Annotated in this window: 17 protein-coding genes; 4 read left to right on the top strand and 13 right to left on the bottom strand. The window is 40.5% G+C overall.

The features are described 5' to 3' along the window. The 6 genes from ACWPW6_RS00085 to nagK form a co-directional block, all read right to left on the bottom strand. Positions 1-4,938 (bottom strand): DNA repair ATPase, encoded by a 4,938-nt coding sequence (locus ACWPW6_RS00085; RefSeq protein WP_249999559.1) that lies wholly within the window; start codon positions 4,936-4,938, stop codon positions 1-3. Positions 4,939-5,133: 195 nt separating this feature from the next. Then, positions 5,134-7,332 (bottom strand): hypothetical protein, encoded by a 2,199-nt coding sequence (locus ACWPW6_RS00080; protein WP_154622058.1) that lies wholly within the window; start codon positions 7,330-7,332, stop codon positions 5,134-5,136. Positions 7,333-7,391: 59 nt separating this feature from the next. Further along, on the bottom strand, positions 7,392-8,030 hold the full coding sequence (locus ACWPW6_RS00075) for an OB-fold-containig protein (RefSeq protein ID WP_154622059.1): 639 nt from the start codon (positions 8,028-8,030) through the stop codon (positions 7,392-7,394). Positions 8,031-8,875: 845 nt separating this feature from the next. Then, positions 8,876-9,478, bottom strand: a complete 603-nt coding sequence (locus ACWPW6_RS00070; protein ID WP_249999557.1) for a hypothetical protein — start codon at positions 9,476-9,478, stop codon at positions 8,876-8,878. Positions 9,479-9,550: 72 nt separating this feature from the next. After that, a complete protein-coding gene (locus ACWPW6_RS00065) occupies positions 9,551-10,624 on the bottom strand; it encodes an HBL/NHE enterotoxin family protein (RefSeq protein ID WP_249999555.1) in 1,074 nt (357 codons plus the stop codon). Between the two features lie 1,047 nt (positions 10,625-11,671). Next, on the bottom strand, positions 11,672-12,583 hold the full coding sequence (nagK, locus tag ACWPW6_RS00060; protein ID WP_154623491.1) for an N-acetylglucosamine kinase: 912 nt from the start codon (positions 12,581-12,583) through the stop codon (positions 11,672-11,674). A 546-nt stretch (positions 12,584-13,129) separates the two neighbouring features. Between nagK and ACWPW6_RS00055 the strand changes: the two genes are divergently transcribed. Then, the gene (locus tag ACWPW6_RS00055; protein WP_163860447.1) at positions 13,130-13,390 is read left to right on the top strand and encodes a type B 50S ribosomal protein L31; all 261 of its coding nucleotides are present in this window, start codon (positions 13,130-13,132) and stop codon (positions 13,388-13,390) included. A 2-nt stretch (positions 13,391-13,392) separates the two neighbouring features. After that, positions 13,393-13,533: a type B 50S ribosomal protein L36 gene (gene ykgO / locus ACWPW6_RS00050; RefSeq protein WP_154623493.1), complete on the top strand. Its 141-nt coding sequence runs from the start codon at positions 13,393-13,395 to the stop codon at positions 13,531-13,533. Positions 13,534-13,726: 193 nt separating this feature from the next. Here the strand turns inward: ykgO and ACWPW6_RS00045 are convergent, their stop codons facing one another. Further along, positions 13,727-14,917, bottom strand: a complete 1,191-nt coding sequence (locus ACWPW6_RS00045) for an MdtL family multidrug efflux MFS transporter (RefSeq protein WP_154623494.1) — start codon at positions 14,915-14,917, stop codon at positions 13,727-13,729. 420 nt (positions 14,918-15,337) lie between these two features. On the opposite strand from ACWPW6_RS00045, the gene asd reads away from it, so the two are divergent. Further along, entirely contained in the window at positions 15,338-16,444 is a 1,107-nt protein-coding gene (gene asd / locus ACWPW6_RS00040; protein ID WP_154623495.1) for an aspartate-semialdehyde dehydrogenase, read from the top strand. A gap of 47 nt (positions 16,445-16,491) precedes the next feature. Here asd and ACWPW6_RS00035 read toward each other — a convergent pair whose 3' ends face one another. Then, positions 16,492-18,309, bottom strand: a complete 1,818-nt coding sequence (locus ACWPW6_RS00035) for an FUSC family protein (RefSeq protein WP_249999554.1) — start codon at positions 18,307-18,309, stop codon at positions 16,492-16,494. Between the two features lie 117 nt (positions 18,310-18,426). Here ACWPW6_RS00035 and ACWPW6_RS00030 point away from each other — a divergent pair, with 117 nt between their 5' ends. After that, positions 18,427-18,882, top strand: a complete 456-nt coding sequence (locus tag ACWPW6_RS00030) for a MarR family winged helix-turn-helix transcriptional regulator (RefSeq protein WP_154623497.1) — start codon at positions 18,427-18,429, stop codon at positions 18,880-18,882. Between the two features lie 42 nt (positions 18,883-18,924). Here the strand turns inward: ACWPW6_RS00030 and ACWPW6_RS00025 are convergent, their stop codons facing one another. From ACWPW6_RS00025 to dnaA, 5 genes are all read right to left on the bottom strand, one after another. Further along, positions 18,925-20,514, bottom strand: coding sequence for a phosphoethanolamine transferase (locus ACWPW6_RS00025; RefSeq protein ID WP_196714135.1), 1,590 nt, complete (start codon positions 20,512-20,514; stop codon positions 18,925-18,927). Positions 20,515-20,738: 224 nt separating this feature from the next. After that, positions 20,739-23,153 (bottom strand): DNA topoisomerase (ATP-hydrolyzing) subunit B, encoded by a 2,415-nt coding sequence (gyrB, locus tag ACWPW6_RS00020; protein WP_154623499.1) that lies wholly within the window; start codon positions 23,151-23,153, stop codon positions 20,739-20,741. Between the two features lie 18 nt (positions 23,154-23,171). After that, complete coding sequence (gene recF, locus ACWPW6_RS00015; protein ID WP_163860444.1) at positions 23,172-24,266, bottom strand: DNA replication/repair protein RecF; 1,095 nt, start codon at positions 24,264-24,266, stop codon at positions 23,172-23,174. 8 nt (positions 24,267-24,274) lie between these two features. Next, on the bottom strand, positions 24,275-25,375 hold the full coding sequence (gene dnaN, locus ACWPW6_RS00010; protein ID WP_154623501.1) for a DNA polymerase III subunit beta: 1,101 nt from the start codon (positions 25,373-25,375) through the stop codon (positions 24,275-24,277). A gap of 5 nt (positions 25,376-25,380) precedes the next feature. Continuing rightward, positions 25,381-26,772: chromosomal replication initiator protein DnaA (dnaA, locus tag ACWPW6_RS00005; protein ID WP_369119955.1), on the bottom strand; the 1,392-nt coding region annotated here is incomplete at its 5' end.

Below are 26,772 nucleotides of genomic sequence, written 5' to 3'. Positions count from 1 at the left end.
TCAGTGCTGGCCTAGTGCTTGTACGCTTTCAACCAGATCGGCGAGTTGGGCAACAACTCGATCACCAATATCGGCATTATCTCCACCAAGTGCTTTATTGCGCATGAAGTCTTTCTTGATTTGTTGCCAACGCGCAGCTTCTTGTTCAGTAAGCCTACCTCTGATCTCGGCTAGTTTGAGTAAATTCTCTTCAGCCCCTGTCGTGAGTAATTGCGCTTCACCTAGGTAGTGATCATCTAATAAACGCTCAAGTTCTTCCTCATTCATAACGGATGAAACTTTTTCAGCTAATTTATTCATGTTGCGATAGCTACCTTGTAGGCGGAAGGCGGGTTCAGTTCGATATTTATCGGATTGCGCAGCACTCGCGATATATTGCTGATTTACTTTAAGCACGATATCCCGCAAGGTGATTAGATGCTTAATCACTGCAACGATCTCACTGATTTCTGCATCTGAATAAGGGTAGTTTAACGCATTGGTGGAGATTGATTTCCCCATAGCCTTATCTACGAGCAGGTAGAGATCATTCAGGTCACGTAAGGCAAGTGGAGCCAATACTGAATTTGAAGTTAAACTGTTTTCAATGTAGCTTAATGCAAAGGCATCATCCATGCCACCAAGGACTTCCCCTAAATTATAGATATCAGCTCGGTTTGCAAGCATGTCAGGTATGCGGAACACTTCACCGGATTCTGTATAGGGGTTACCCGCCATAACAACACAGAATTTTTTCCCGCGCATATCATATGTTTTGGTTTTTCCTTTCCAAACCCCTTCAATGCGTCTTGTGCCATCACACAAAGAAATAAATTTCTGTAAGAACTCTGGATGGGTATGCTGAATATCATCAACATACAGCATGACATTATTGCCCATTTCTAAGGCTAAATTGAGTTTTTCTAGCTCTTGTCTTGCGGTTGCATTGGGAGCTTGTTCAGGGTCGAGCGATAACACTTCATGACCTAATGCAGGGCCGTTAATTTTCATGAAAATTAGGCCTAGACGGTCAGCAACATACTCCATGAGCGTCGTTTTTCCGTAGCCCGGCGGGGAGATCATTAAAAGTAGGCCCATCAAGTCGGTACGTTTGCCCTCACCGAGAGCACCGATTTGTTTTGCCATATTGTCGCCGATAATGGGTAAATAGACATCATTAATGAGCTTATTGCGTACAAAAGAGCTTAACGGGCGTGCTTTGAATTCATGCAACTTCAAACGACGACGTTCATCAATAACAATGCGTTGGCGTAGGGCTTGGTACTCACGGAATGCCGGTATAAATTGCTTTCTCTGCTGACGCATGCGACTGAAATAGTTATCTAAGCTCAATGACAGCGTTTGGTTCTCAATCATTGGATGCTCGCCAAGCAAACCACTCACTTTGAAATAGAGATCCGCCTCACTATAACGTGCAGAAGCGACCTTATCTAAGATAATAATGGCGATTGCGCCAGGAATATAAGGCGTGAGATGGGCAAATTCTGAATTTGAGCATAACCCTTTTAACCAATTTTGAATCAAGGCCCAGCGCTGAGCATAGCGATCTGAAAGGTTCTGTTGTGAACGATTAAAATCGATCCACATATGTGCTTCTTCTAATCGACTCTGCAAGGCGACGACTAAGTCACGTGCATATTTACTGTAAACTAACTCGATAGGGGGGCGCGCTAAAGCAAAACTGAGATACTCTGCTGCCTGAGTTTGTTGATAGCTTTCACATGCGATAGGGTGTTCTTGTAGAAAGAGGCTAATATCAGCCTCAATTTCAGCTTGTAAATCCAGTAACGCATCATCATTGTGAAATAATTGCTGAATATTCATCGCTGTTCTGGCACGCTCTGGCCACAGTGCTGGGTAATCATGAGATTGCATTTTTTCCCAGAAAATCGCCGCAATTGCTCGCGATGTTGGGTTATAACGCAGTAAATCGGCACTTTCACCAACCGGAATTAACTTTTTCAAAATCGCTATAGCGTCATGATCATGAATTCCCTTTTCGTAACCTTCTTTATAGCGGGGAGCTGCGAAGTCACGGACAATTTTTTCTAGTTTCTCTGGTACAGATAACGCTGACTTGAGACTATTATAGTCGAGTCCATCTTGGCGTTTGCTTGCTGCATAGATAATTGAATAGGCAAGATATTCAGCTCTGTACACATTATCCGATTCAGATTCAAGCATTGCAGTCCAATAAGGCTGCAATTTGGATAACTGTGGATTATCTATCGGTTCTTGGAAATCTGTTCCTGTGAGATACAACCAAAGCTGGTTATCTTTAGGTAAAATGGTTAAATCAAGCTCTTGGGTATTAACGCTAAAGCGATGGCGAGGCCCTAATTTAATGACATTACCGCCATCTTCAAATATATCTGTTTTATCTCTCAGTGTACGAATTGCTTGGTCACGTGCAGCCTTCAATTTAGCATCAATATCGTCAGCCTTGACGTTATCGTTGATTTCCCTCAGCTTTTCAATGATTTCGCGGGTTTTTGCTGCTAATGGATCAGAAGCAAAAAAGGCATTGAGTTCATCTTGTGACTGCAAGCGTGAAGTACGACGCTGTAGACTTTCTAATAAACGCTCTGCTGCGGTTTGTAAATTTTGTGAACGGCGCTGGCGTTCATCCAGTAGCGTTTGCTTGTGTGATTCAAAGGTTTCTAACAACTCTTCGCGCTTAGAGAGAATATCATCGAGAAATTGATCATGATGACTGAATTGGCTTTCTAATTCCTCTAACTGCACTAATAATCGTGACAATTGGTCATCACAACGTTCAGGATCTGTAGAAAGAGAGAGCGCGTTGGTAATACCTTGGCTGAATAAGCGGAATTGTGCGCCGAATTGGGCGACCGTTTCAACACTGCTTTGGGATTTACGTTTTTGTTGTAAGCGAGCGCGAGACTGATTTAATTGAGCATAAATTTGTGAAATAGCATCAATAATATGGGTTTGCTGGGTCACATCGTCAAATTTTAGAGAGGCCATTAAGTTCGATAGCATATCCAAGTCGGCAGACATTTTTTCCATGCCATTCATTGGGATATCTAACTGAGCGCTATTTTGGGCGTTCTCCACCTGTTCTTCAAACGTAGCGAGTTGCGTTTTAAACGGTTGTAGCGCTTTGTCACTGGCTAGGAACGTCGCTGTCGATTGGGAAACATATTGTTGCGCTTCGGTGATTTCCTCTTCCATTTGTGCGAGCTTTGCTAAATCCATATAACGGAATTCGCGTAGAGAAATCAGATGACCACGCTGTGCACTCAGTGCATTTAACCCATCAACAAACTGTTGAATATCATCCCAGCTTTCAGGAAGGGTTAAAGAAATCAACGATTTTTGTCGGCTAACCGCTTCGCTCATCGATTTTGCGGACTGTTGGCGGATGCTTTCAACTTTCTCATACTCATCTAAAACCAATTCGCTAGTTTGCGTGATCTCTTTGAGTAATTTACCAATACCTAAACACGGTTCGTCATTGAACCAATAATAGATATCCAGCAAGTTTTTGGGCTGCTGGCTCAGTTGTTCGTAACGGGTAACGGAAACTTGATTACCTTCAATTTCTTTGGCGATATGTAAGATTTCTGAAATACCGCGCACAAGGTCAGCATTACCAATGCGGCCAAAAAAGCCACTACGTGGAGGTTGTTGATCTGCAAATTCTTCGGAATAAAACGGTGTTTGCCAGACTTGCATAGGATGAACACGAGTGGCTTCATCTCCTTCACCTTCAAATAACACCATTTTTCCATCTTCAAGCATGGCATAACCATGCCCGATCAGCGGAATAGCCAGTTTTCGCTCAATCAAGTTGTAGTTAAATAAGGCAATGCGGCCTTGATTTGGTGAATAGAACACATAGAGAACATCTTCACCATTGGGGGAGCGACGTAAACGGCGAAAGCGCATGCCATCCATGGGTTGGTCAAAGGTTTTGTATTCACCATTTTGTAGATAATAGCCACCAGGGAAAATAATGCCGTGATCTTCAGGTAACTGCACACATGCTTGGCCAATAGCATCAATCCGTTGAACGGTTTGAGTGAGCGTGTTGTAAACGAGATAGCGCCAACTTTCTTCCCGATAAGGTAATATCTTTAATAAGATAAGGCTGCCAGTTTGAGCATATTCAATCTGCGCATCATCGAGGGATTGGTTTTTATCTAAAACCGCTTCTCGATAAATTCCGAGACCATCTTCCGTGTTATTTTCACACTTAATCGTGAGATCACCCCCGATAGTTTCGACGAAGACGGTATCTAAAATATTAATATGTGGAAATCGGCCATTTACCGTATTTTCACGCGTGGTTTTAACCCATTCGAAATCATAGGCTGGAGGTAGTGCGATATCACGTTCACCCCGGTTATCGATATAGTCGATTTTGCTTTTATCACTGGAGATAGACCAGCGGAAGACCCTGACATCGGTGATACGATCGCCAATTTGGAAACTAGCTAACAGTTTTCCATCACGCTCGACGAGCTGTAGCAGTTGGGTATTTTTGTAGTAGGTATATAATTCAGTAAAGTCTTGGGTAAAGCGAGGATCACTCAGGAATGTCCCTTCATAAGGGGCTTCTTCAACATCAAATTCACCGTGGTTATCGATTAGCCGATACAGTGAAAACACATCTTCAATGTGGGTTTCTTTTTTGAGACCTAAGAAGACGTTATAACCAAACAGAAGCCATTCACCGACACGAACAATATCCCTTGCTTGGCAATTGTTTTCTGTGCGAATACGGATACGACCAATAATATCCATTTGGCTTTGGCCGAACTCTTGCAAACGACTGTCATTGAGCTGCACTGCTTTTTGATGAAGCTGTTGCCCTTGCTCGGTGAGGCGTTTGCGTAATATTTCATATGCGCCACCTTGTGCAACCGCGCTATCCAGTATTTCCTGCTCGTGATCTGTTTCCTGAATTGACATGTATCGCTGATTTCCTTGGCTATAACAAAAACACAAGACATATACAGGTGATACTTCAAGCCAATATAAGGTTGATGTATTTAGTGGCCCAAGTCACTTAAATGTCTAAGTTCTTGGGCTACCTTTTACATCGACATCAACAACATGACTTGTTACCTAAAGGATATAGTATATGCCTTTGAATTATCATCTTAATTAGAGTTGATTATCGCTTTGGTTTTCAGGTTTTGCTGTGACAGTTTTTACCTGTTGACCTGCACCTTTTGCAGCCATAAACCCATTAATCAGATCTTGAACCTCTGGGTTTTTTAGCAAAGCGGCGATGTCGATTTTTTTATCGTCTTTACGGTTGATCAGCTTTTCGACACTCTCCTTCGCAAAACTGCTTTTATCCATAAAGCCATCAACGGCTTTGCCTAAGCTAAGTGCTTTAGAGAAGGTATTAAAGAAGCTACCATCTCCGCCAACAATTTCGATATTTGTCTTGGTTAAGGCTGCTGCCAGTACATCGGCTTGTTCGCGAGCAATTTCTTTATTTGCGGCAATTGAAGCCATAGATTGTTCAAACTCTTTCTCAAGACGCATACGGAATTCTTCGTGGGCGCGAGCTGTATCACTGAGGTGATCCATAGATTGGAACTTATCCGTCAAGCCATCAGCTTCTGCTTTTAGACGCTGACGAATGACTTCGGCTTGTGCAGCACCTAATTGGCCTTCACCGCGAGCTTGTGCGGCCAGTTTTTCTTCAAGTACTTTTGCATCCGCCAGACCTAATTTCTCTTTCGCATTCGCTTGTTGCTCTTCACCACGCGCTTGCGCTGTTAATTTCTCTTCAAGGATTTTCGCTTCAGCAAAGCCCTGTTGTTGCTCTGCTAGCGCCATCGCCTCCCTCACTTGCGCTTCTGTTAAGCCTTTTTCTTTTAAGCCTCTCGCTTCGGCAAGGAGTTTTTCTGCTGTGATGTTAGCTTGTACTAACCCTTCTTTTTCTTCCGCTTCTGCCGCCGCTTGACGTACTCGTGCTTCGGCTAAGCCTAATGCTGCATGTTCTGCTTCAATCCCTTCTGCTAAGCGTTTTTTGGCTTCTGCTTGTTTTGCTGAGGCTTCAAGCTCGGCTTGAGCCATGGTACTGATCTCTTCAGCTTTGTGTTTAGCACTTGCCTCGTCGGCTTCCGCTTTCTTCACTTGACGTACTAAGGATTCTTCCGCTTCTGCTTGAGCGTTAATGACAGTGACTTGTCTTAAACGATCGGCTTCTGAAATTTCACGAACTTCTTTAATACGCTCTTCTTCTTGAGCAACACTTTTTTCTACCACCACACGTTCGCGAATGACATTAGAAATATTCTTGCGTTCTTCTTCTAATGCTTTTTCTTTTTCAATGCGTTGTAGTTCAACTTCACGTTCGCGAGCAACAATTTCAAGGTCACGAGCGCGTTTGACTCGCTCTTCTTCGATAGTGACAGCACGGGTACGGTTTTGTTGAGCAACTTCAACTTCACGCATACGGTTTTCTTCACGGATTTCAATTTCTTGTTGAGTTTGAATCCGTGCTTGTTCTGCTTTTAAGCGTTCTTCTTCTTGTACACGTAATGTTTCAGCTTGTTCACGCGCTCGAATATTTTCAATTTCACGTTTTTGACGGGCTTCTGCATCGGCTTGTTGACGCTCAAGTGCTAAGCTAGCTTCGCGGGTTTCCACATTTTTCTTTTGAATTGCCAGTTCTTGGTCACGTTCTTTCTGGTTCGTTTCAATATTATGGATTGCGGTAATTTCAGTGATTTTACGAATACCTTCGGAGTCGAAAATATTATTTGGATCGAGCGCTGCTTTTGGTGTTTGCTCTAAATAGTCGATGGCAACGTCTTCAAGCGCATAGCCATTGAGATCTTTACCGATAACATCAACAATACGATCACGGAAGTTTTGTCTATCTTCAAAAAGTTTAGACAACTCAAACTGCTTACCAACCGTTTTGAGTGCTTCTGAGAATTTAGCACTAAATAAGGTGCTTACGGCTTGATGGTCAGAAGCACGGTCAACACCAATCGCCTTAGCAACTTTAAGTACATCTTCCGTTGTTTCATTTACACGTAAATAAAAGGCAACGGTAATATCAGCACGTAAATTATCTTGGCAAATCAAGCCATCTTTCCCACGGCGATCCACTTCTAAAGTTAAGAGAGATATTCTCATAAACTCTTTTTTGTAGATAACGGGGTAAACTAAAGCACCAGTAAAGTGAACTTTTGGCTGTGACGACATGTCGTTAACAATCAGCGCTGTTCCTTGTGGAACTTTGATATAGAAGGCTTTAAATAGCCCAAAAAATCCAAGTATGACTACGATGATGCCCCCGACAATGGTCAAAAAGGGCATTAGTTCAGCCAATTCCATATTTTCTCTCCATGGGTTTCGATAATGTCGTCGTTAACTAATTACAGTATTGTTGATTATTAGCGGCGGAATTCTTCTTCAGTCACCACATCATAAGTGTGTGACTCAGCGTCATAGCGAATAATGACAACGCGGTCACCGCGCTTTATGTTTTCAGTTGAAGCGGCGCGAATTTGTAAGATCAAACCGGCACCACCATCTTCTAAAATAGCCTCTCCTCGATGCTCAGTTACATCACCGGAACGTACTGTTGCAAGTTTGCCTATCAATTGGCTTACGCTTTTTGGGGAAGAGGATTTAGCTAATTTTTCACGTAATGGTTTTAGACATAAGGCAGTAAGATGAATTGAAATAAAGGCCGTGACCAATAACACGACGAAACCCACGAGGTAGCGTAGCAGGGTAATATCAATAAATCGGATAAACCAATGAACACTAAAATAGCTCAGTAGCCAACCAAATAGTGTAAATAGAGTGAGAATAATGGTGACTGGAATGCCTGCTAGCCCTAATTTTGTCAGCCATCCTGCAAAGCCTGTGGCATCAAAACCTCCGCTATCTACCGATGTATCGACATTAAATAAATCAATATCTAACAACCCAAAAGCAGCACAAACCCAATAAAACATGACAATAATCAGTAACCCGCTAAAAAGAACAGCGGGGAAGGCCAGACAGTTTTGTAGAAACAAACTCATAGTTGTTCTCGCTATAATATTTAGAGTTGTAACTTGGTGATGACTATAACCTTTAATTTGATCATATTAGATTTAATGATTATCAATATAGGACTAGTCTTTATTATCTGGCTGATTTTTATGAGTTATTCATGAAATATTTTCAAATTCATTAATGACTGATAAAAACAGGCTAGATAAAGGTTATTTTGCCATTAATTGTTAATAAAAGATAATGAATCATAACAGCAATGTGTAAGATTATATTATAATTTATTGAAGCGGTAAGATTAAAAGAGTCTGAAAAATTAATTAATACAATAATGTTATTTTTTTGATTATATTTTTTCTAGCGATAAACAATGAAATGATTATTAAAAGGAAAAAAGTGAGATTAGCGGTGTGCTATGGACTCAAAAAACCAGTAAACCGATCCATTTTCATGGTTAACTAGACATTCGCCAATTCACATCAAGCATTGCTATTTTTACCTACAATTTGCCAATAGACCGATGGCGATCTTTCACTTAATTCGTATTATGAAAATAGTTCATCTATACGCCGCTATCAGTAGGTCATCACTGGGTCAGATTTACTTGATATCTCTGACATCTTCTATCGGAGTATCGTTGATAAAATAGCGATAAATGGCTGAACGATGAAAAAACGCCTCGTTCAGCCAAAATATCACTAACATCGGTATAGCTCTGAGATATTGAATCATCGTTACGTATACACCAAAAGGTGATAGAGGGCGCAAAATACTTCCATTTGAAATCATTCAGTGACATGGTTATTCTCCTCAGTAATGAGCAATAACGTCACATTAATGCACTTTTGCAATAAACTCCGTTGATCCCTAAATCTTAAAGTGACAATCTTAATTCCTTCACTTTTACAAATGATGCTTCGGTTTGCACTTTAACAACTGACATCGAATTATATTGTTCATAGTCGTATGGTTGTATACTTATGCTAAAGATATTATTTAGCGTTTTATAATCCGACAATAATCCAAATAGATAGACTTGAAAGTTGACTTCAATATTAAAAAAGCCAATTACATCATTTTTAAATTCATTTAGTTCGCTAATTTCAGGATCTCCAAAGAAAACTTCAGGTGTTGACATGATGTCTTCTAGAGTATGAACACAGTCTTTCAGGACACTTATTTGTAATAATATACCATTAATGATATTAGATGAATCAAGTTGCATTTTAGATAATGCTTCACGAGAACTCGATATGTCATTCATATTTATAAAATTGGATATTGATTTAAGTTCGTTAATCCAATTTTGGATTTGAGCTGATGAAAGCTCAATAATTTTTTCACATATAAGCATTGAGTTATTAATTGAGACAATTATTTTTTGGGCATAGAAGGGCAAGTTCCATTGAGCATTATTGTACTTGCCTATTATACCTAGATAATTAAACATTAGGCTTTTATAACTTAAAATGTTCATGTTTTTCACCATATGATTGAGTTAATTTTACTTCATGTTATTAACTTCCACTGCTATTTTCAGTGCTTACTTTTAATTAACATTAATTAAATCATAAGTATACTTTTTGGGGTTAATGACATATTCAATACCACTCATTTGTGATTTAATTATATCAGTATCTTTTAAGACGATCTTAACTTGGTTATTCGCACTTGATAAGAATAACTCTCTAACCTTATCACCACTGATAATCCCCATATTTAGATCATTAATAAGGCTCTCTATATCATTAGAGAGAAAACCCCATGCATTTGACATATCAAGTGAAGATTGAGCTGCTTGTGATATACACACTGCCAGTTGTGCATTTCCAGCTGAACATGCTTGAGCGACTCTAACCTCATTTTTCAAATTAGCATCCTCAACTAATAAGATCTCTTTTAATTTAAGGTCACCCTTAAGTTTTAATGTGGCACCTGTAATACCAGCAACACCCGTTGCTATTGCCACTCCCCCACCTATCACCATGGTAATTGTTGCGCCTCCGGTAAAAAAGGAACTTGCAATCCCGACAACAATCGATATAAGCCCTCCCACAATACTTATCGCACCAAGTGTTATACCTACCTCATCAACAGCTATTTGTGTTTGTATATCGATTAATTTATTTCTATTTTGAGCTAGCGCACCGTTATCACCCAGTATAGCGGCGTTTAATTTATCAACAACACTATAGAAGCTCGATACACTATTATCTAACTTATGACTAAATTGTGACAAAAGCGTGCTAGTGATATGCGCCTCACTTGCATATGTTTTTGATTGATCTCTAATCGCACTTAAAATATTTAGCCAATCAGAAATACTTGTTCCCGCTGGAACTTGGGTTGCTATTGAATTATGCATGGTATAGTAAGCACTAATGCTAGAAATATTACTAATTATCATTGGTTGTATAGTATCAAGATAATAATTTGAATTTTCTTTTGCTATGCCTAATGCAGAATTGACATCTTGCTGTAAGTTAATTAATGATGGATTATTAGTGAAATTAACAAATGGCTGTTGCAGAACGGATCGGCAACTACTTTGTACAATCAAGTCAGAGCTGGATTGTTTTTTATTTGCATTATTGATAACTAAAGGTGATTGACTAAAGTTCATGATATACCTCATTGATTAAATGTGATGCTTTATTTCATATGATTTAATTAATCAGATGAAACAGAAAGCTTATTTAAATAATATCGGAGTTATCTTTTACCATTATAATCACAATCACTAATCAATTGATATTTTGAAAATATCTGATAAGTAATGTTATATATTTAAAGATTAAAAGGACTGGTTTATCTGATAACCGATAAGTTCTGCTAAGGCCACTAATAATTTTAATGAGCCCTAGCAATAATAAACATATAGTTCATATTTTATTTAATCATGAATTATAATTATTTTTTTGTGATGAAGTTGGCAAAAAACTTAACAATAATTTATTCATGGTTATTTTGCTTTATTTATAATTCAAAATGAGTAAGAGACGGTCGTGTGTTCTAATCAAACAATTAATAAAATAGTGATGTAGTTAGTCATGTTTTATTGTTTAATCGTTAGGGCATTTTAAATGGTTGTTCCCTCATATGTGGATGATAACGCCTCTTTTTTATTAATATAACGGACTATTATCAATTTATTAAATGGCGATGACTTATGGCGTTATTTGATTATTTAAGCTAAATTTCGCCTGATTAAAAATGAGGCGATATTATAATTAACTGTATGTTTAAGTTATTCATAGGGATTAACGTCAACGAACTCAATCATTAATTTAAATTTATTTATTGGGATTAACACGAAAAAAATCAATAAAAACAGTATGTAACATTAATGTTTGAGGTTTAATTAAAAACCAATACATCATTTTTAACGGTGACAATAATCAATTGATAAAGAAGATGAGATTGCCATTAATGAATATTTAATCAATCTATCTATTGATAGATTTGGAATATTTGTTTAGGCGCTGTTAAAAATAACAAGGCCAAATGTGAATGGGTGAATCTCTTTTTGAACATTAAAATGGGGTGTTTTACGGTATTTTGGTTCCCGATCTCGCTATTTAAAAAACTGAAACAACGAAAAGAGACACGATGTATTTAGCGCTGCTTCAGTTTTTTTAGTATAAGAAAAATAGGCTATTTTTGAATATCATTAATCGCGTAAGTTTAAACAAGCAGCGCCTCTTGCTCCCCCTGAATCGCCATATCGCGCCTTTTCAATCGCAGGCAGATTAGCGATGCCATATAAGTATTGTGGAAGTACATCGGGTAATAACTGATAAATACCATCAAATTGAGATAAGCCACCACCAATCACGACTAAATCAGGATCAAGAACCGTTAATACTTGGCCTAAAAACATACCTAATAGATCAATATAACGTTCAACATGCTGTTTAGCGGCAACATCACCTTGCTGATAAAGCTGAATGATTTCGATGGCTGATTTTTTTTCACCAGTAAAAGAAGCATAAATTCGCTCAAAACCTGGGCCGGACAAATAGGTTTCAAAGCAAGCCTTCTTTCCACAACCACAAGTTATTTCAGGAACACTATCACCGAGGCGTCGAGCGCCTTGCAGTGAAATATTCATATGACCAATTTCACCTGCAATACCATTTTTTCCTGAAAGTACTTTACCTTGCGTAACGAAACCACCACCAACACCGGTGCCTAATATTAGGCCGAGTACGGTAGGATAACGAGTGAAATCGGGGGCCCAAGCTTCTGAAAGTGCAAAGCAATTAGCATCATTTTCGACTTTGACTGGGCGCTGTAAGGTATTCGCTAAGTCCTGTATCAAAGGTTGGTACTGCGCTGCGGGAACGTTAGTGGTAAACACCGTTCCTTTGGCATGATTCACAATACCTGGCACGCCGACGCCTATTTTTCCATGACAAGCAAATTTTGCATCGGCCTCTTCAGTAAGACTTTGGAAGACATGTAAAAGAGCTTGATAATCTTCTTTAGGTGTCGGCACACGTTTTTGCCAAATAGGGTTGAGTGACTCATCAAACACAGCAAGTTCAATTTTAGTACCGCCCATATCAAAGCCGTAATACATTTTGTTATCCCTTTGTGGTTAATTCATCATTAATACTACTGTATCTATTTGATAAATAATAAATGAATAGTGTGTGTTTGCCTAATTATACAAAAGTTCTTGATAGGGGGAATTAGCGTTTTGATCTTTATTTTTTACGGGGATTGAAATGCTAGGTGCGATGGATATGCTCATTTCTCTACGGTGAATGTGGAAGAGGCATGTTCGAATCCACCGTTTTCTCGCTTACCTATCAATGATGTTCTTCTTGTATGGACATACGTCATCACCAATAAGCCAAAAAGAACGATTTCTCTCGATTGAACTTTATTTGTTGTTAGCTGAATAACTTCATATTCTCCGTCGGTAACCCTATTAAGCAACTCACTGCTGCATTAACAGGATAAATACTCAATATGCAAAATAAAGAAGACGGTTTATCTGTGGCTATTTTCTAACGAAAACAAGTAATTGATTCGTTGATGCGTTTTCTTTTTCACAAAAAGGTTGCATCATCATTTTAAATTTAATATTGTTATATTATAACATAACAAATGGTGTATTAAGATGAAAGACGGTATCCATCCACAATATCGAACTGTTGTATTTCACGACACAAGTGCTGATGCCTATTTTAAAGTAGGTTCGACGATTAAAACGGAAAAAATCATTGAATTTGAAGGGGAAACCTATCCTTATGTCACGCTGGATGTCTCTTCACAATCACATCCGTTTTATACAGGTAAACAAAAAATGATTTCACAAGAAGGGAAAACGGCACAGTTCCAAAAACGTTTTGCTCGCTTCTTGTCAAAAGAGGAAAAATAATCATGAAGGTGTTGAGTTCATTAAAAACGGCGAAACAGCGCCATCCTGATTGTCAAATCGTACGTCGACGTGGCCGTGTCTATGTTATTTGTAAAACCAACCCACGTTTTAAAGCTGTCCAAGGTTGTAAGAAAAAACGCTGATTTGCCTTAAATGCCAGGGATGTTCACAACGGAATAAATCATCAATACGTTAATAAATTGGCGTAAAAGTCGATGGGAAATTTGAATAATGTGTTTATGGAAGAACAGTGAGTGGCTATTGAACTTGCTTCCGTTTTCCTGAACCATCGCGCAGTCCTGTGCCGCGATGGTTATTTTTTATCGATTAAAGGGGCTATATTGACTCTATCGTTGCAGTTTTCAAACTTGATTGGGCTGATATTCTTAGTAATATCATACTGATAAGACCCGCCGCTAATAAAATGATCAACAGCATATGCATGGACTGTACGCCAATCCAACCCATAATCCAGATATAAAGAGAAGCAAAGCTCAGTTGTGAAATACCGAGAATAGAACTGGCGATACCCGCTTTCCTTGAATAGGGTGAGAGCGCTTGGCTCATAATAATGCCAAATAACATTGAAAAGCCTACACCGCAAAAACCAAACACAACAAATAGCAGCGCAATATGTTCAATGCCTGATAAGTAGGACAGCAAAATCAGCGCATTGACTAAAAATAAACTGAGGGCAGTATAAATAAGTGATTGGCTCTTAAATAAAGAAATCAGCTTTGGCATGGAAAATGATGTTGCCATGCTCAGCATCGCCAGTAGTGTCATTGCCGTAGAAAATTGCCCCGTTGTAAAGCCTAAGTTACCCATCAAAATGATTGGGGAGACATTAACATAGGTTAAAATCACCGCAATACCGAAACAGGAAATGATCAAGCGAGTCAAAAAGAAGCTATTAAGAAAACGTTCCTCTGCGGCGGAGGTTGCTAGCGTGTCATTGTGCTGATTTTTATTGATGACCGGTTTGGTTTCTTTAATACCGATAAGGCAAAACAAAATACTGACGACCGCGTAGGCAGCCATAAAGTAAAACATCACTGACCAGTGGTAAAAGAGTAAAATGGCAAAACCGATAACAGGGGCAAGTACTGGCGCAATGCAAGTAATCCCATTCATCATCGCGAGTACCTTAGTACGTACTCTTGCCGATAATACATCGCGTAATATGGCAAAGGTGACTACATAGCAGAATCCCGCCCCAATTCCCTGTAAAAAACGAGCAATCAAAAAGAAATTAGCGGTAGTGGATGTGCCAGCCATGATGGATGAGGCCGCAAATATCATGGCACCCACCAGAACAACAGGTTTACGCCCAATATGATCGGCGCACCAGCCAGCAATTAACATTGTTGATGCCATCCCCGCGAGATAAATAGAGAAGGCCATATGCAACTGGCTTTCAGTTGCTTGTAGGTCTGCGGCGATGAGCGGAATACCTGTTAGATGCAGGTCGACACCTAAAGGATAAATTAACACTATCCAGAAACTAAAAAGAACATATTTGATCATAGGGCAAAGAGTATCCTGAGAAAAGCAGGTGGGGATTTTAATCAAAAGTGATCATTCATGATATTAATTAATAACAAAAAAGCATTTTTTATTGTTGTTTTGGAAAGAAAAGGCGACTCAATAGCCGGTTTTTTCGGTAGCAGGCGGGCATATGGATAACGATTTAGAGCCAGTAAAGTAGAAGGTAAGTCAAATATTGAGTTTAGTGAGTCGTTCTAAGCCTGGCCGTATGGCAAGTATATTAGCGATATTACTAATCTTCTTATTATTAGTGAATAATTTCACTTGCACACTGGTTCATATTTTGTCAGCTTTAATGTACCTAATGAATTTCTAATTTCTGTGAATAAAGAAAGAAGGGATACAGGGGATCTCGAAATTTATTTGGGTAAAAATGTTTAAATGGACAGGGTGAACACAATGAAAAATGTAGGATTTGTCGGCTGGCGGGGCATGGTCGGTTCAGTTTTAATGCAAAGAATGGTAGAAGAAGGTGATTTTAACGCAATTCATCCTGTATTTTTTACCACTTCTCAGCATGGTGCAGAAGCTCCAGCGTATGGCGGTCATCGCGGTACACTACAAGATGCCAATGATATTGATGCATTAAAAGCGTTAGATATCATTATTAGTTGTCAAGGCGGTGATTATACCAATGATATCTATCCTAAATTGCGCGCGGCAGGTTGGGATGGCTATTGGATTGATGCTGCTTCAGCATTACGTATGAAAGATGATGCGATCATCATTCTTGATCCGGTCAACCAACAACATATCCAAGACGGTTTGAATAAAGGGATCAAAACCTTTGTTGGCGGTAACTGTACCGTCAGTCTAATGCTCATGTCATTAGGCGGCTTATTTACTCATAATTTAGTTGAATGGGCTTCTGTAGCAACTTATCAAGCCGCGTCAGGTGCTGGTGCACGTAACATGCGCGAATTATTGATACAAATGGGCGCTTTGCATACTCAAGTTGCTAAAGAACTACAAGACCCAGCATCCGCTATCTTAGATATCGAGAAAAAAGTGACAGACTTTACACGCAGCGGCGCGATGCCAGCCGATGCGTTTGGGGTACCCTTAGCCGGTAGTTTGATCCCATGGATTGATAAAGCACTCGAAAATGGCCAAAGTCGCGAAGAATGGAAAGGCCAAGCAGAAACCAATAAAATTTTGGCGACAGGTAACAATATTATTCCTGTTGATGGGCTTTGTGTTCGTGTTGGTGCACTGCGTTGCCATAGCCAAGCATTCACACTAAAACTCAAAAAAGATATTGCACTTAATGAGATTGAGCAGCTACTGGCATCGCATAATGAGTGGGTCAAAGTCGTCCCTAATGATCGTGAAATCACTATGCGTGAACTTACCCCAGCGGCGGTAACAGGTACATTAAGTACACCTGTTGGTCGTCTTCGTAAATTGAATATGGGGCCTGAATACCTGTCAGCCTTCACAGTTGGTGACCAACTATTGTGGGGAGCAGCAGAGCCACTGCGTCGTATGTTAAATATTTTGCTGTAAATGCATTCAATTATCGCTGCACCTGAAACCTCAGCGTTGAGGTGCAGCTAGCTTATCTTTTCCGCAGATAATTTATTTAAATAGCGGTGTAACAACACCACTCTATTTGAATTTTCGTTGCGTTGTAATCGCTGCATAATGCGTTCGATATTGTATGGGGTTATTTTGTCGTGTTGTAGACGAAATACTAATACATTTAATGCGCGTTTTTTCGATGGATTATGTGAAAACTGCTTATATAGCATTAATAAAACTAACCAAATGCCATGTCTTATTTCGAAAAATTCAAGGGTCGACTTAAAGGGAAACTCACTTTTTTTGGCGAGTGCTAATCCATTTAATAAACGGTGCATTATTCGAGTCGTTGACGGCTTATTACCCTGAGCAAGTTGTAAAATACCCTGCTTAAATTGCCGATGTGCGAGCCTGAGTAGGTGCTGGTATCGTTTTTGCGGATTAGTAGGATAGATCCACATAAACGCCGCCATAGCAACCAGAGGGCCGCAAACAATGGCTATTGCATTCCCGATACTTGTTGGTAACGAGAGGGAAAATGGGTAGCTTGGTTGCAGTAAAATCAAGGATACCATGATGTAGTCAAAAGCGATAAAAATCAGTCGACTGTGAGCAAAAACTAAAATACCGCTAACGATAACAGGGATAATGAATAAGGCCATCTGCCACGATGAATTTGCAAAGGGCCATAGGAACCAAGTACAGATTAATGCCGCAACAGCACCTAAAAATTGCCCCATAAAGACATTTTTCATAAACCTGTCAGGGTAATCGAATGAGGCAAATATAGTTAACATCACGGAGAGCCCTAGAGTGAGATAAGCGAGTGTTTGCCATTGCGTGAGTGACCAAAGTACCCCGACCACTCCAATGGTGATAAATGAACGCGTGAAGGCATGCCATGCCGATATTTTGTCTTGATGTAGTTTTAACTTATCGATGCGGCTAACTCTTTTGATGGATGTGCCTTTAATGGCGTAATAAAGCGTGATTAAAAGACTTTTTAATAGACCGTTAGGGCAAAGGAACAGTAAATGTTTCCATTCTTTTTCTGAAGGCTCATGTTCAGGAAAAGGGAATGCTGCAATGGATCTAAATTGGGCGAGATGAAGTAATATTTGGCTTTGTGCTATTAATCGTTGTCGAGCCTGAACCACCTGTTTTCGATGGTAACGCCAACCAATACGATTTGCTTCAAGCAACTCATCATAACTGGCAATTTGTTGCCATAACGTGTCAATATCCTCTTGTTTAACCGACTCTTTTTTATTTAATGCATGATGCAAAACGGCATAAAATCGTTGGTCAATTTGATTTTTTAGCACGGTTGCTGGTGCTTGATCTCGCTTAGGGGTAAACAGGTAATTAAAAATAACGGCAGATAGCACACCGACCAGGATTGTCCAAAATCTATCCCATGCGACCATAAAAATATTATTGGTATCATGTACGCTAAGCATACTCACCATGACGGCTGAATAGCCTGCAAGTAGCGTACCATAGGCAACGAATCCTTTTTGTAATTGGCCAATGCCACTACATGCGCCTAACCAGACGGCAAGCCCAAGGATAAACAAGAGGGGATGAAGCATATGCAGATAAATAAGCAATACGCCCGCGAGTACACCACTGACGGTGCCAGCAAAACGCCACCAACTCTTTTCGAGTAGGTTTTCACGCCAAGGTTGCGCCGATGCCCATACTGTCATTGCCGCCCACTGCGGATGAACGAGCTGAAAATATTGTGCGATAAATAGCGCAATAATGGAGGCACAAGCCGTAATTGTGGCAAAACGTAAACGATCTGGGCTAAACCCTAAACGCTGCAATAAGGCATTATTATGTGACATAAAGTATTGAATATGAGTAATATCTGCGTGTGAACAATAAGATTAGTTGATAATATCAACTAAATGGATAGCGAATTATCAACTAAATAGTTGACAAAATCAACTAATGAGGTGTTTATGCGTACAGACCAAGCTCGTGTTTTTGGGATCATCAGTCGTGCGGCTCACCGTTATATGAAATGGATGGGGGAGCCTTATGGGCTTAATGCCATCGAGTGTTTGATGTTACTTCATATTCAACAATATGATGAATCTACGCTTGAGCAAATATCGCGAGCGATGGTGATTGATAAGTCAGTCACCACGCGAGGGATCAGCAAGTTTCTCGAACAAAAGTGGGTGGAAAAGAAAAATAGTGATGTTGATAAACGTGCGTATCATATTTCGTTGACCCTTTTGGGAAACAAAGTGGTCGATGAGTTAAATCACAAATTAAACAAATGGAATGATTACTTGGCGGCTGATTTAACCGAGCAAAATGCACAACAGTTATTTGGTTTTTTAGACAGCTTAGCGAAGAATGCCGTAGAAATGACAGTTAAAGATTTTCCCGAACGATTCGGTGAAGATTAAGCACAATCACTCCCCCATGACATCACAGGGAGTGATTTATGCTTATTGTGGAGAGGATAACTCAGATGGTAATGTTTTCAAATTCAATAGATTACGATTTCCATCGATCATATTGATCTCTTTTTGTGGTTGGTAGCAATGGCGTAAGGGAGATAAACAGGCTTTCGCCGCTTTTTGTTGTATGCCTAACCAATCACTCATTAGCCAATAATTATTCGCTGTTGAGTATGGTTGATGTAGAACCTGCTCATTTAATTCAGGCCTAGTGGCATTGGGGCTGTACCATATAAATAGCGGAATTTCATAAGCTTCTCTACGCGGGCTATTGACGCCATGGTGATAGTGTATTTGATTATCGCTATCTAACCGTTGTAAAGCGTGGTCAGAAAAATACATCACCGAAGCCGATTTTCCTTCCAGCTGCTGTAGAATTTTATCGATAAATTTATCGGTATAGGCGATAGAGCTGTCATAACAATTATCATCCTCTTGCTCACTGAATGCCTGATATTCTTCTTCAGGGAAGCGGTTACAGGATGGCTCATGGCTACCATAGGTGTGTAGTACTATCAGTTTTTTCTTTTTAGAATCATCCAGCTCAGTGTTTATCGCGTGCTCAACATAATCCAAAATTTCTTCATCGTAACCGACGAATTCATTCCATTTTTTGTGTTTTGCCATACTGGCAATGGAAGAAATGACACTGGTTTTTTTATTTGTCTTACCTTGATTACTAATCCAATAGGTTTCAAAACCAGCATGGTTAGCTAAGGCAATAATGTTATCTGCATAATGTTGCTTATCCTGCATTTGCGAAAAACTGATATTAGAAAGCGATACAGGAACCGATAAGATGGTGACTGGTGCAGGGGAGTAGGCTTGTTGAAACACTAACATTTGTTGTTTACGTCGATTGAGGTTCGGCGTGGTGTCGTATTCATAACCATAAAGGCTAAGGTGGTCACGACGTACTGATTCACCAATGATGAGCACATAAATATCGGCATCAGGTTGTTTTTTATCATATTGATATTTAACGACATGGCTAGATATTTTTCTAATACCTCGATTTTCATAGAGATTCCTAATCAGTGCCGAGGCGTTATAAAAAGGCGTATGGGAGAGGTATTGCTCCCCTAACAGTAGGTAGCTATCTTGTTTTGCGAATAATGCAGAATAATAGGCGGGAACTGCCGCAAGATAGACGCAGAATAGGCCAAAACTAGCTAAAGTGACCTTACGATTAAGGTATTTAGCACACTTATGAATACTGAGAAAATAAACAGTAAACACAACAAGATAAAACAGTACGTAGTATTTATTGTAGGAAAGCATACCGACTGTTTCACTGCTATTTGTATTGATAAAGGTTTCGGCTATTGATGAGGAAAAGCGGATGTCATGTTTTTGGTAAAAGAAAAAAGAAACCGAGAGATTGAGCGCCCATAAAAAGGCAACAAACACGGTGGCAATTTTACCCACTAGCGTTTTATAGTTCCCTGCGCACAGTAACATAATTAGGGTGCCAGTTACCGTAATAGCTAGCTTGGAAAGTAAACTAATATCACCACTCAATAATGCAGGGATAGCGGAGATCAGTAAAAAATAAACTAAAATGATAAATAAACGCATAATAATAATAGTGTTCTAGATACCTTGCTTAATAAAAATTCCAATAGGTATTACTTTTAGTTAATTAGGTATGTGTTAAGCGTTTATAACATAAAAAATGCGTGTGTAATTAATATTGAGGGGGTAAAAAACTGTAAACTAGCGTTATGTTAAGTCATAAAAAAAGAAAACCCCATGTTTTTACACGAGGTTTTCTGTTTTATAACATTTTTTATCGGCGGTAATTAAATATCAATATTCGCCGCTTTCAGAGCATTCTCTTCGATAAAGGCACGGCGTGGCTCAACAGCATCGCCCATTAATGTGGTAAACAGCAAGTCAGTGGCAATCGCATCTTTTACGGTCACACGCATCATACGGCGTGTATTTGGATCCATGGTTGTTTCCCACAGTTGCTCTGGGTTCATCTCACCAAGACCTTTATAGCGCTGTACAGAAAGTCCACGGCGTGATTCACGACTCAACCATGCTAATGCTTCTTCAAAGTTGTTGATATTCTGACGACGTTCGCCACGCTCGATGTAAGCGCCTTCTTCTACTAAATCGGCGATCATATCACCTAAATGCGTGATACGACGGTACTCACTGCCATGAACAAAGTCAAAGTCCAGATTATAGTCGGTATCGACACCGTGGGTGCGAATACGAATAGTCGGTTCAAACAACTGGCGTTCACGGTTTTCTTTAATGAAATAGCTATAAGTACTACCAAGCTGTTCATTTTCTTCTAAACGTTGAACTAATGTTTTCGCCCACTCTTCAACTTGTTCTTTGTTTTTCAGCGCATCTTCTGTCAATGTTGAGTGATATACCAAACTATTCAGCAGAGCTTGTGGATAGAGGCGTTCAAGGCGGCGGATAATTTTATGCGCGGCATTGTATTCAACCACCAGTTTTTCTAGCTCTTCACCCTTCATTGCCGGTGCATCAGCACTTAAATGTAGAGCAGCACCATCAAGCGCAATCGAAATCAGGTACTCATCCATCGCTTCATCGTCTTTGATATACTGCTCTTGTTTGCCTTTCTTCACTTTATACAGTGGTGGCTGAGCGATATAAACATGACCGCGTTCAACAATTTCAGGCATTTGACGATAGAAGAAGGTTAATAACAGGGTACGTATGTGTGAACCATCAACGTCAGCATCCGTCATAATGATGATGCTGTGATAGCGTAGTTTATCTGGGTTGTATTCGTCACGACCAATACCACAACCTAATGCAGTGATTAGCGTAGCCACTTCTTGTGAAGACAACATCTTATCAAAACGCGCTTTTTCGACGTTCAGAATTTTACCTTTCAGAGGTAAAATCGCTTGGTTCTTACGGTTACGGCCTTGTTTTGCAGAGCCGCCCGCTGAGTCCCCTTCCACAAGGTAAAGTTCAGAAAGTGCAGGGTCACGTTCTTGGCAGTCTGCCAATTTACCCGGTAAACCCGCTAAATCTAATGCGCCTTTACGGCGAGTCATTTCACGTGCTTTACGAGCAGCTTCGCGAGCACGGGCCGCATCAATGATTTTACCCACAACGATTTTGGCATCATTTGGATTTTCCAAAAGATATTCGACAAAACGTTCGTTCATCATCGTTTCAACAGCGGTTTTAACTTCTGAAGAGACGAGTTTTTCTTTTGTTTGTGATGAGAACTTAGGATCAGGCACTTTTACAGAGATAACCGCGATTAAGCCTTCACGAGCATCATCACCCGTTGCACTGACTTTGGCTTTTTTCTGATAGCCTTCTTTATCCATATAGTTGTTCAGCGTACGTGTCATTGAAGCACGGAAGCCTGCAAGGTGAGTACCACCATCACGCTGAGGAATGTTATTGGTGTAGCAATAAACATTCTCTTGGAAACCATCATTCCACTGCATAGCAATTTCAACACCAATGCCGTCTTTTTCAGTCGAGAAATAAAATACGGATGGGTGAATAGGGGTTTTGTTGCGGCTTAAATATTCAACAAAAGCTTTGATACCGCCTTCATAGTGGAAATGATCTTCTTTGCCATCACGTTTATCAATGAGTTTGATTGATACACCTGAGTTTAAGAATGATAGCTCACGCAGACGTTTCGCTAAAACATCGTATTCAAATTCAGTGACACCTTTAAAGGTATCCATACTTGGCCAGAAACGGACACGTGTTCCGGTTTGCTCCGTTTCACCAACCACGGTTAATGGGCCTTGTGGCTCACCATGGCTATAGGTTTGTTCGTGAACTTTACCATCACGGCGGATAGTCAGCTCTAATTTTTCGGATAAGGCGTTAACAACAGAAACCCCAACCCCGTGCAGACCGCCGGAGACTTTATAGGAGTTATCGTCAAATTTCCCGCCTGCATGCAGAACTGTCATGATAACTTCTGCTGCTGATACTCCCTCTTCCTCATGGATACCTGTTGGAATACCACGACCATCATCTTGAACAGAGACAGAGTTATCAGCATGGATTGTGATCACGATGTCGTCACAAAAGCCGGCGAGGGCTTCGTCGATAGCGTTGTCGACAACCTCGAAGACCATGTGATGAAGACCTGTACCATCGTCGGTATCACCGATATACATGCCTGGGCGCTTACGCACGGCATCCAGCCCTTTTAATACCTTGATACTTGAGGAGTCATATGTATTCGACATCAACGTTTCCCGCTATATTTATTCCTGTGGTTTAACTTCTATTTTGCCACGTTCTACGCTAAACATCTTGCTATTTACATCAATCATGTCTTTAACTTGCTCAGGTGTTATTGCGCTAACAAATACCTGAGCTTGCGTAGCCTTGAGTCGAGCCGCTAATAATTGACGACGGCCCGAATCAAGTTCCGAGGCAAAATCATCCAGTAGATACAGGCATCTTTGCCCGTTCTGTCGGGTGAAAAACTCACCCTGCGCTAACCTTAATGCGCACATTAAAAGTTTTAACTGACCGCGTGAAAGCATATCTTCCACAGGGGTTCCATTTGCCCTGATCCGTAAATCTGCTTTATGTGGCCCTGACGCGGTATAGGTTAACGCTTTATCGCGCTCAAATTGGCGCTCTAATAGCTCTGAATAATCGGTTTCTTTATCCCAACCGCGTTGAAAAGAGACCGATAAAACAAATTCAGGCAAAAACTGTTGGCAAGTTTGCTCAATATTCTCCGCAATACCTGCAATATATTCATCCCGCCATCGGCTAATTTGCTCTGCAAGGGGAGCTAACTGCTTATCCCAATGGCGTATTTGTTCATAATGGCTAACTTGCCGTAAAGCGGCATTACGTTGTTTTAATAACCGTTTTAAGTCTGACCAAACGGAAAAAAACAAGGGTTCATTATGAAAACACCCCCAATCGATAAAGGCTCGCCGATACTTAGGTCCACCATTTAGCAACGTAAACCCTTCAGGGGTAATTAATTGCATTGGCAGCAGTTTTGCCAGCTCTGCAATTTTATGACCATCTGTCCCGTCAATTCTGACTTTGCTGTCACCTTCACGATTTTTACTTAAACCGAGTGACAGCTCTTTGCGTGATTCATCAAGATGGCCTAATTTTCCATGTAGGATAAATTGCGCTTGTTCATGACGAATGACGCGGTTCGCTTGAATACTGCGAAATGCACGACCATGGCCTAACGTGTATATCGCTTCCAGTACACTGGTTTTACCGCTGCCATTAGGACCGATTAAAAAATTGAATCCATTAGCTAAAGTGAGATCGGCATCTTCAATATTACGAAAATCGCGGATCAATAAACGCGAAAGTATCATAAAAATAATTACAAGCGCATTGGCATGACGACATAAACCGCTGCGTTGCTGGCGGAGTCTTCAATTTGAACACTCGACACGGCATCGGTTAAAAACAGAGTGACATTTTCACTTTTCAGCGCATTGAGGACATCTAAGATGTAGCTCACGTTAAAACCGATTTCCATTTCTGTGCCTTGATAGCTCACATCAACAATCTCTTCCGCTTCTTCCTGCTCAGGGTTGTTCGCGGTAATGCGAAGTTGATTTTCACTGAAATACAAACGAACACCACGGAACTTTTCATTGGATAGAATCGCTGCACGTGAGAACGCTTGTTTGAGTAAATCACAGCGAGCTTCTAATGTTTTGTCTGGGTTTTTCGGCAGTACACGGCGATAATCAGGGAACCGGCCATCAACGAGTTTTGACGTGAAAATAAAGTCACCGACATGCGCGCGAATATTATTGCTACCAATCTGTAATTGTACCGGAGAATCACCGCCATCTAACAGGCGCATTAATTCAATCACCCCTTTACGCGGCACAATGACTGAATGAGAAGGTAAGTCTTGTCCGATATCCATGGCACAGACGGCAAGGCGGTGACCGTCGGTAGAAACGGTTCTTAAAAGTTGACCTTCTGTTTCAAATAGCATGCCGTTGAGGTAATAACGAACATCTTGGTGTGCCATTGAAAACTGGGTTGCTTCAATTAAGCGCTTAAGGATTGACTGTGGAAGTGAAAACTCAACTTCACTTTGCCAATCATCTAAATTTGGGAAATCGGTCGCCGGTAAGGTTGACAGTGAAAAACGGCTACGTCCAGAGCGAACGAGCAATCTGTCGTCATCAAGTTCGACTCGAATTTCAGAACCTTCAGGTAGCCCACGCCAGATATCAAAAAACTTGCGTGCTGGAACGGTTGTTGCTCCAACGTCATGTTCCTGTGTTAAAGGAACATTGGCCATCATCTCCATTTCTAAGTCGGTTCCCGTCAATAGCAAAGCACCTTCTTTAACTTGTAAGAGAAGGTTGCCCAAAATAGGTAGCGTTGGACGCCCGCCTAATGGACCACTAACCTGTTGTAACGGTTTTAATAACTGCTCGCGTTCAATAGTAAATTTCATAGCAATTAAGATGATAAAGTTCTGATTAAATTAGAAAAATCCTCTTTGATGTCATGGCTTTCTTCCCGTAATTGTTCAATTTTACGGCAAGCATGCAATACCGTTGTATGATCACGGCCACCAAAGGCATCCCCGATTTCAGGCAAACTATGATTCGTCAGTTCTTTCGCCAGTGCCATTGCCATCTGACGCGGGCGAGCGACAGAACGGGAACGGCGTTTAGAAAGTAAATCTGCAACCTTTATTTTGTAATATTCAGCGACAGTTTTCTGAATGTTATCAATAGTTACCAGTTTTTCTTGTAGTGCTAGTAAATCTCGCAGCGCTTCACGTACAAAATCGATGGTGATGGCGCGGCCTGTAAAGTTTGCATTTGCAATAACACGGTTTAGCGCCCCTTCCAACTCACGAACGTTGGAACGTAAGCGTTTTGCGATAAAAAAGGCCACTTCTCCTGGAAGTTGGATCTCATTCTCATCGGCTTTTTTCATCAAAATCGCGACTCGAGTTTCTAGCTCTGGTGGCTCAATGGCGACAGTTAGCCCCCAGCCAAAACGCGATTTTAAACGATCTTCGACCCCGTTGATTTCTTTAGGGTAGCGATCGGAAGTTAAAATAATTTGTTGATTACCTTCTAGTAATGCGTTGAAGGTATGGAAAAATTCTTCCTGAGAACGCTCTTTGTTCGCAAAAAATTGGATGTCATCGATAAGCAATGCATCGACAGAACGGTAATAGCGTTTGAACTCTTCAATCGCATTGTTTTGTAAAGCTTTGACCATATCTTGAACAAAACGTTCAGAATGCATATACACCACGCGCGCATTTGCTTTGTGTTGCATGATGCTATTACCAACGGCGTGTAATAAGTGCGTTTTACCTAAACCCGTTCCCCCATAAAGAAATAAAGGGTTATAGGCTCCGCCGGGATTTTCAGCTACTTGCCTCGCAGCAGCGCGAGCGAGTTGGTTTGATTTACCCTCAACAAAGTTATCAAATGTGTGTTTTGGATTCACATTTGAGCGATAGGCGACATCAGGCTGTGCTTTGGTTGAGTTGTCCCAACTTGGTTTCACAGGTGCCGATGGAATGGCAATCGCAGGCACTTCATGAGCATGGCGAGATTGCGTACTCGCTGGAGGAGTCGTTATTGGTTTGCTCCCCACTTCAAAACGTAGTACTGGTGCATCAGTACCACAAAAGTCATTCAATAATTCATTGATATTATTGATGTACTTATCTCTTACCCAATCAAGGACAAAACGATTCGGGGCATAAAGTGCCAGTGTATTATCGTTTAATTCAGCTTGAAGAGGGCGTATCCACATACTGAATTCTGTGGCAGGTAGTTCATCCTGCAATCGGGCAAGACATTGCTGCCAAAGCGAAAGTGACAC

Source organism: Providencia sp. Marseille-Q8014 (assembly GCF_965112055.1).
This window is presented reverse-complemented; position numbering and strand designations above follow the sequence as displayed.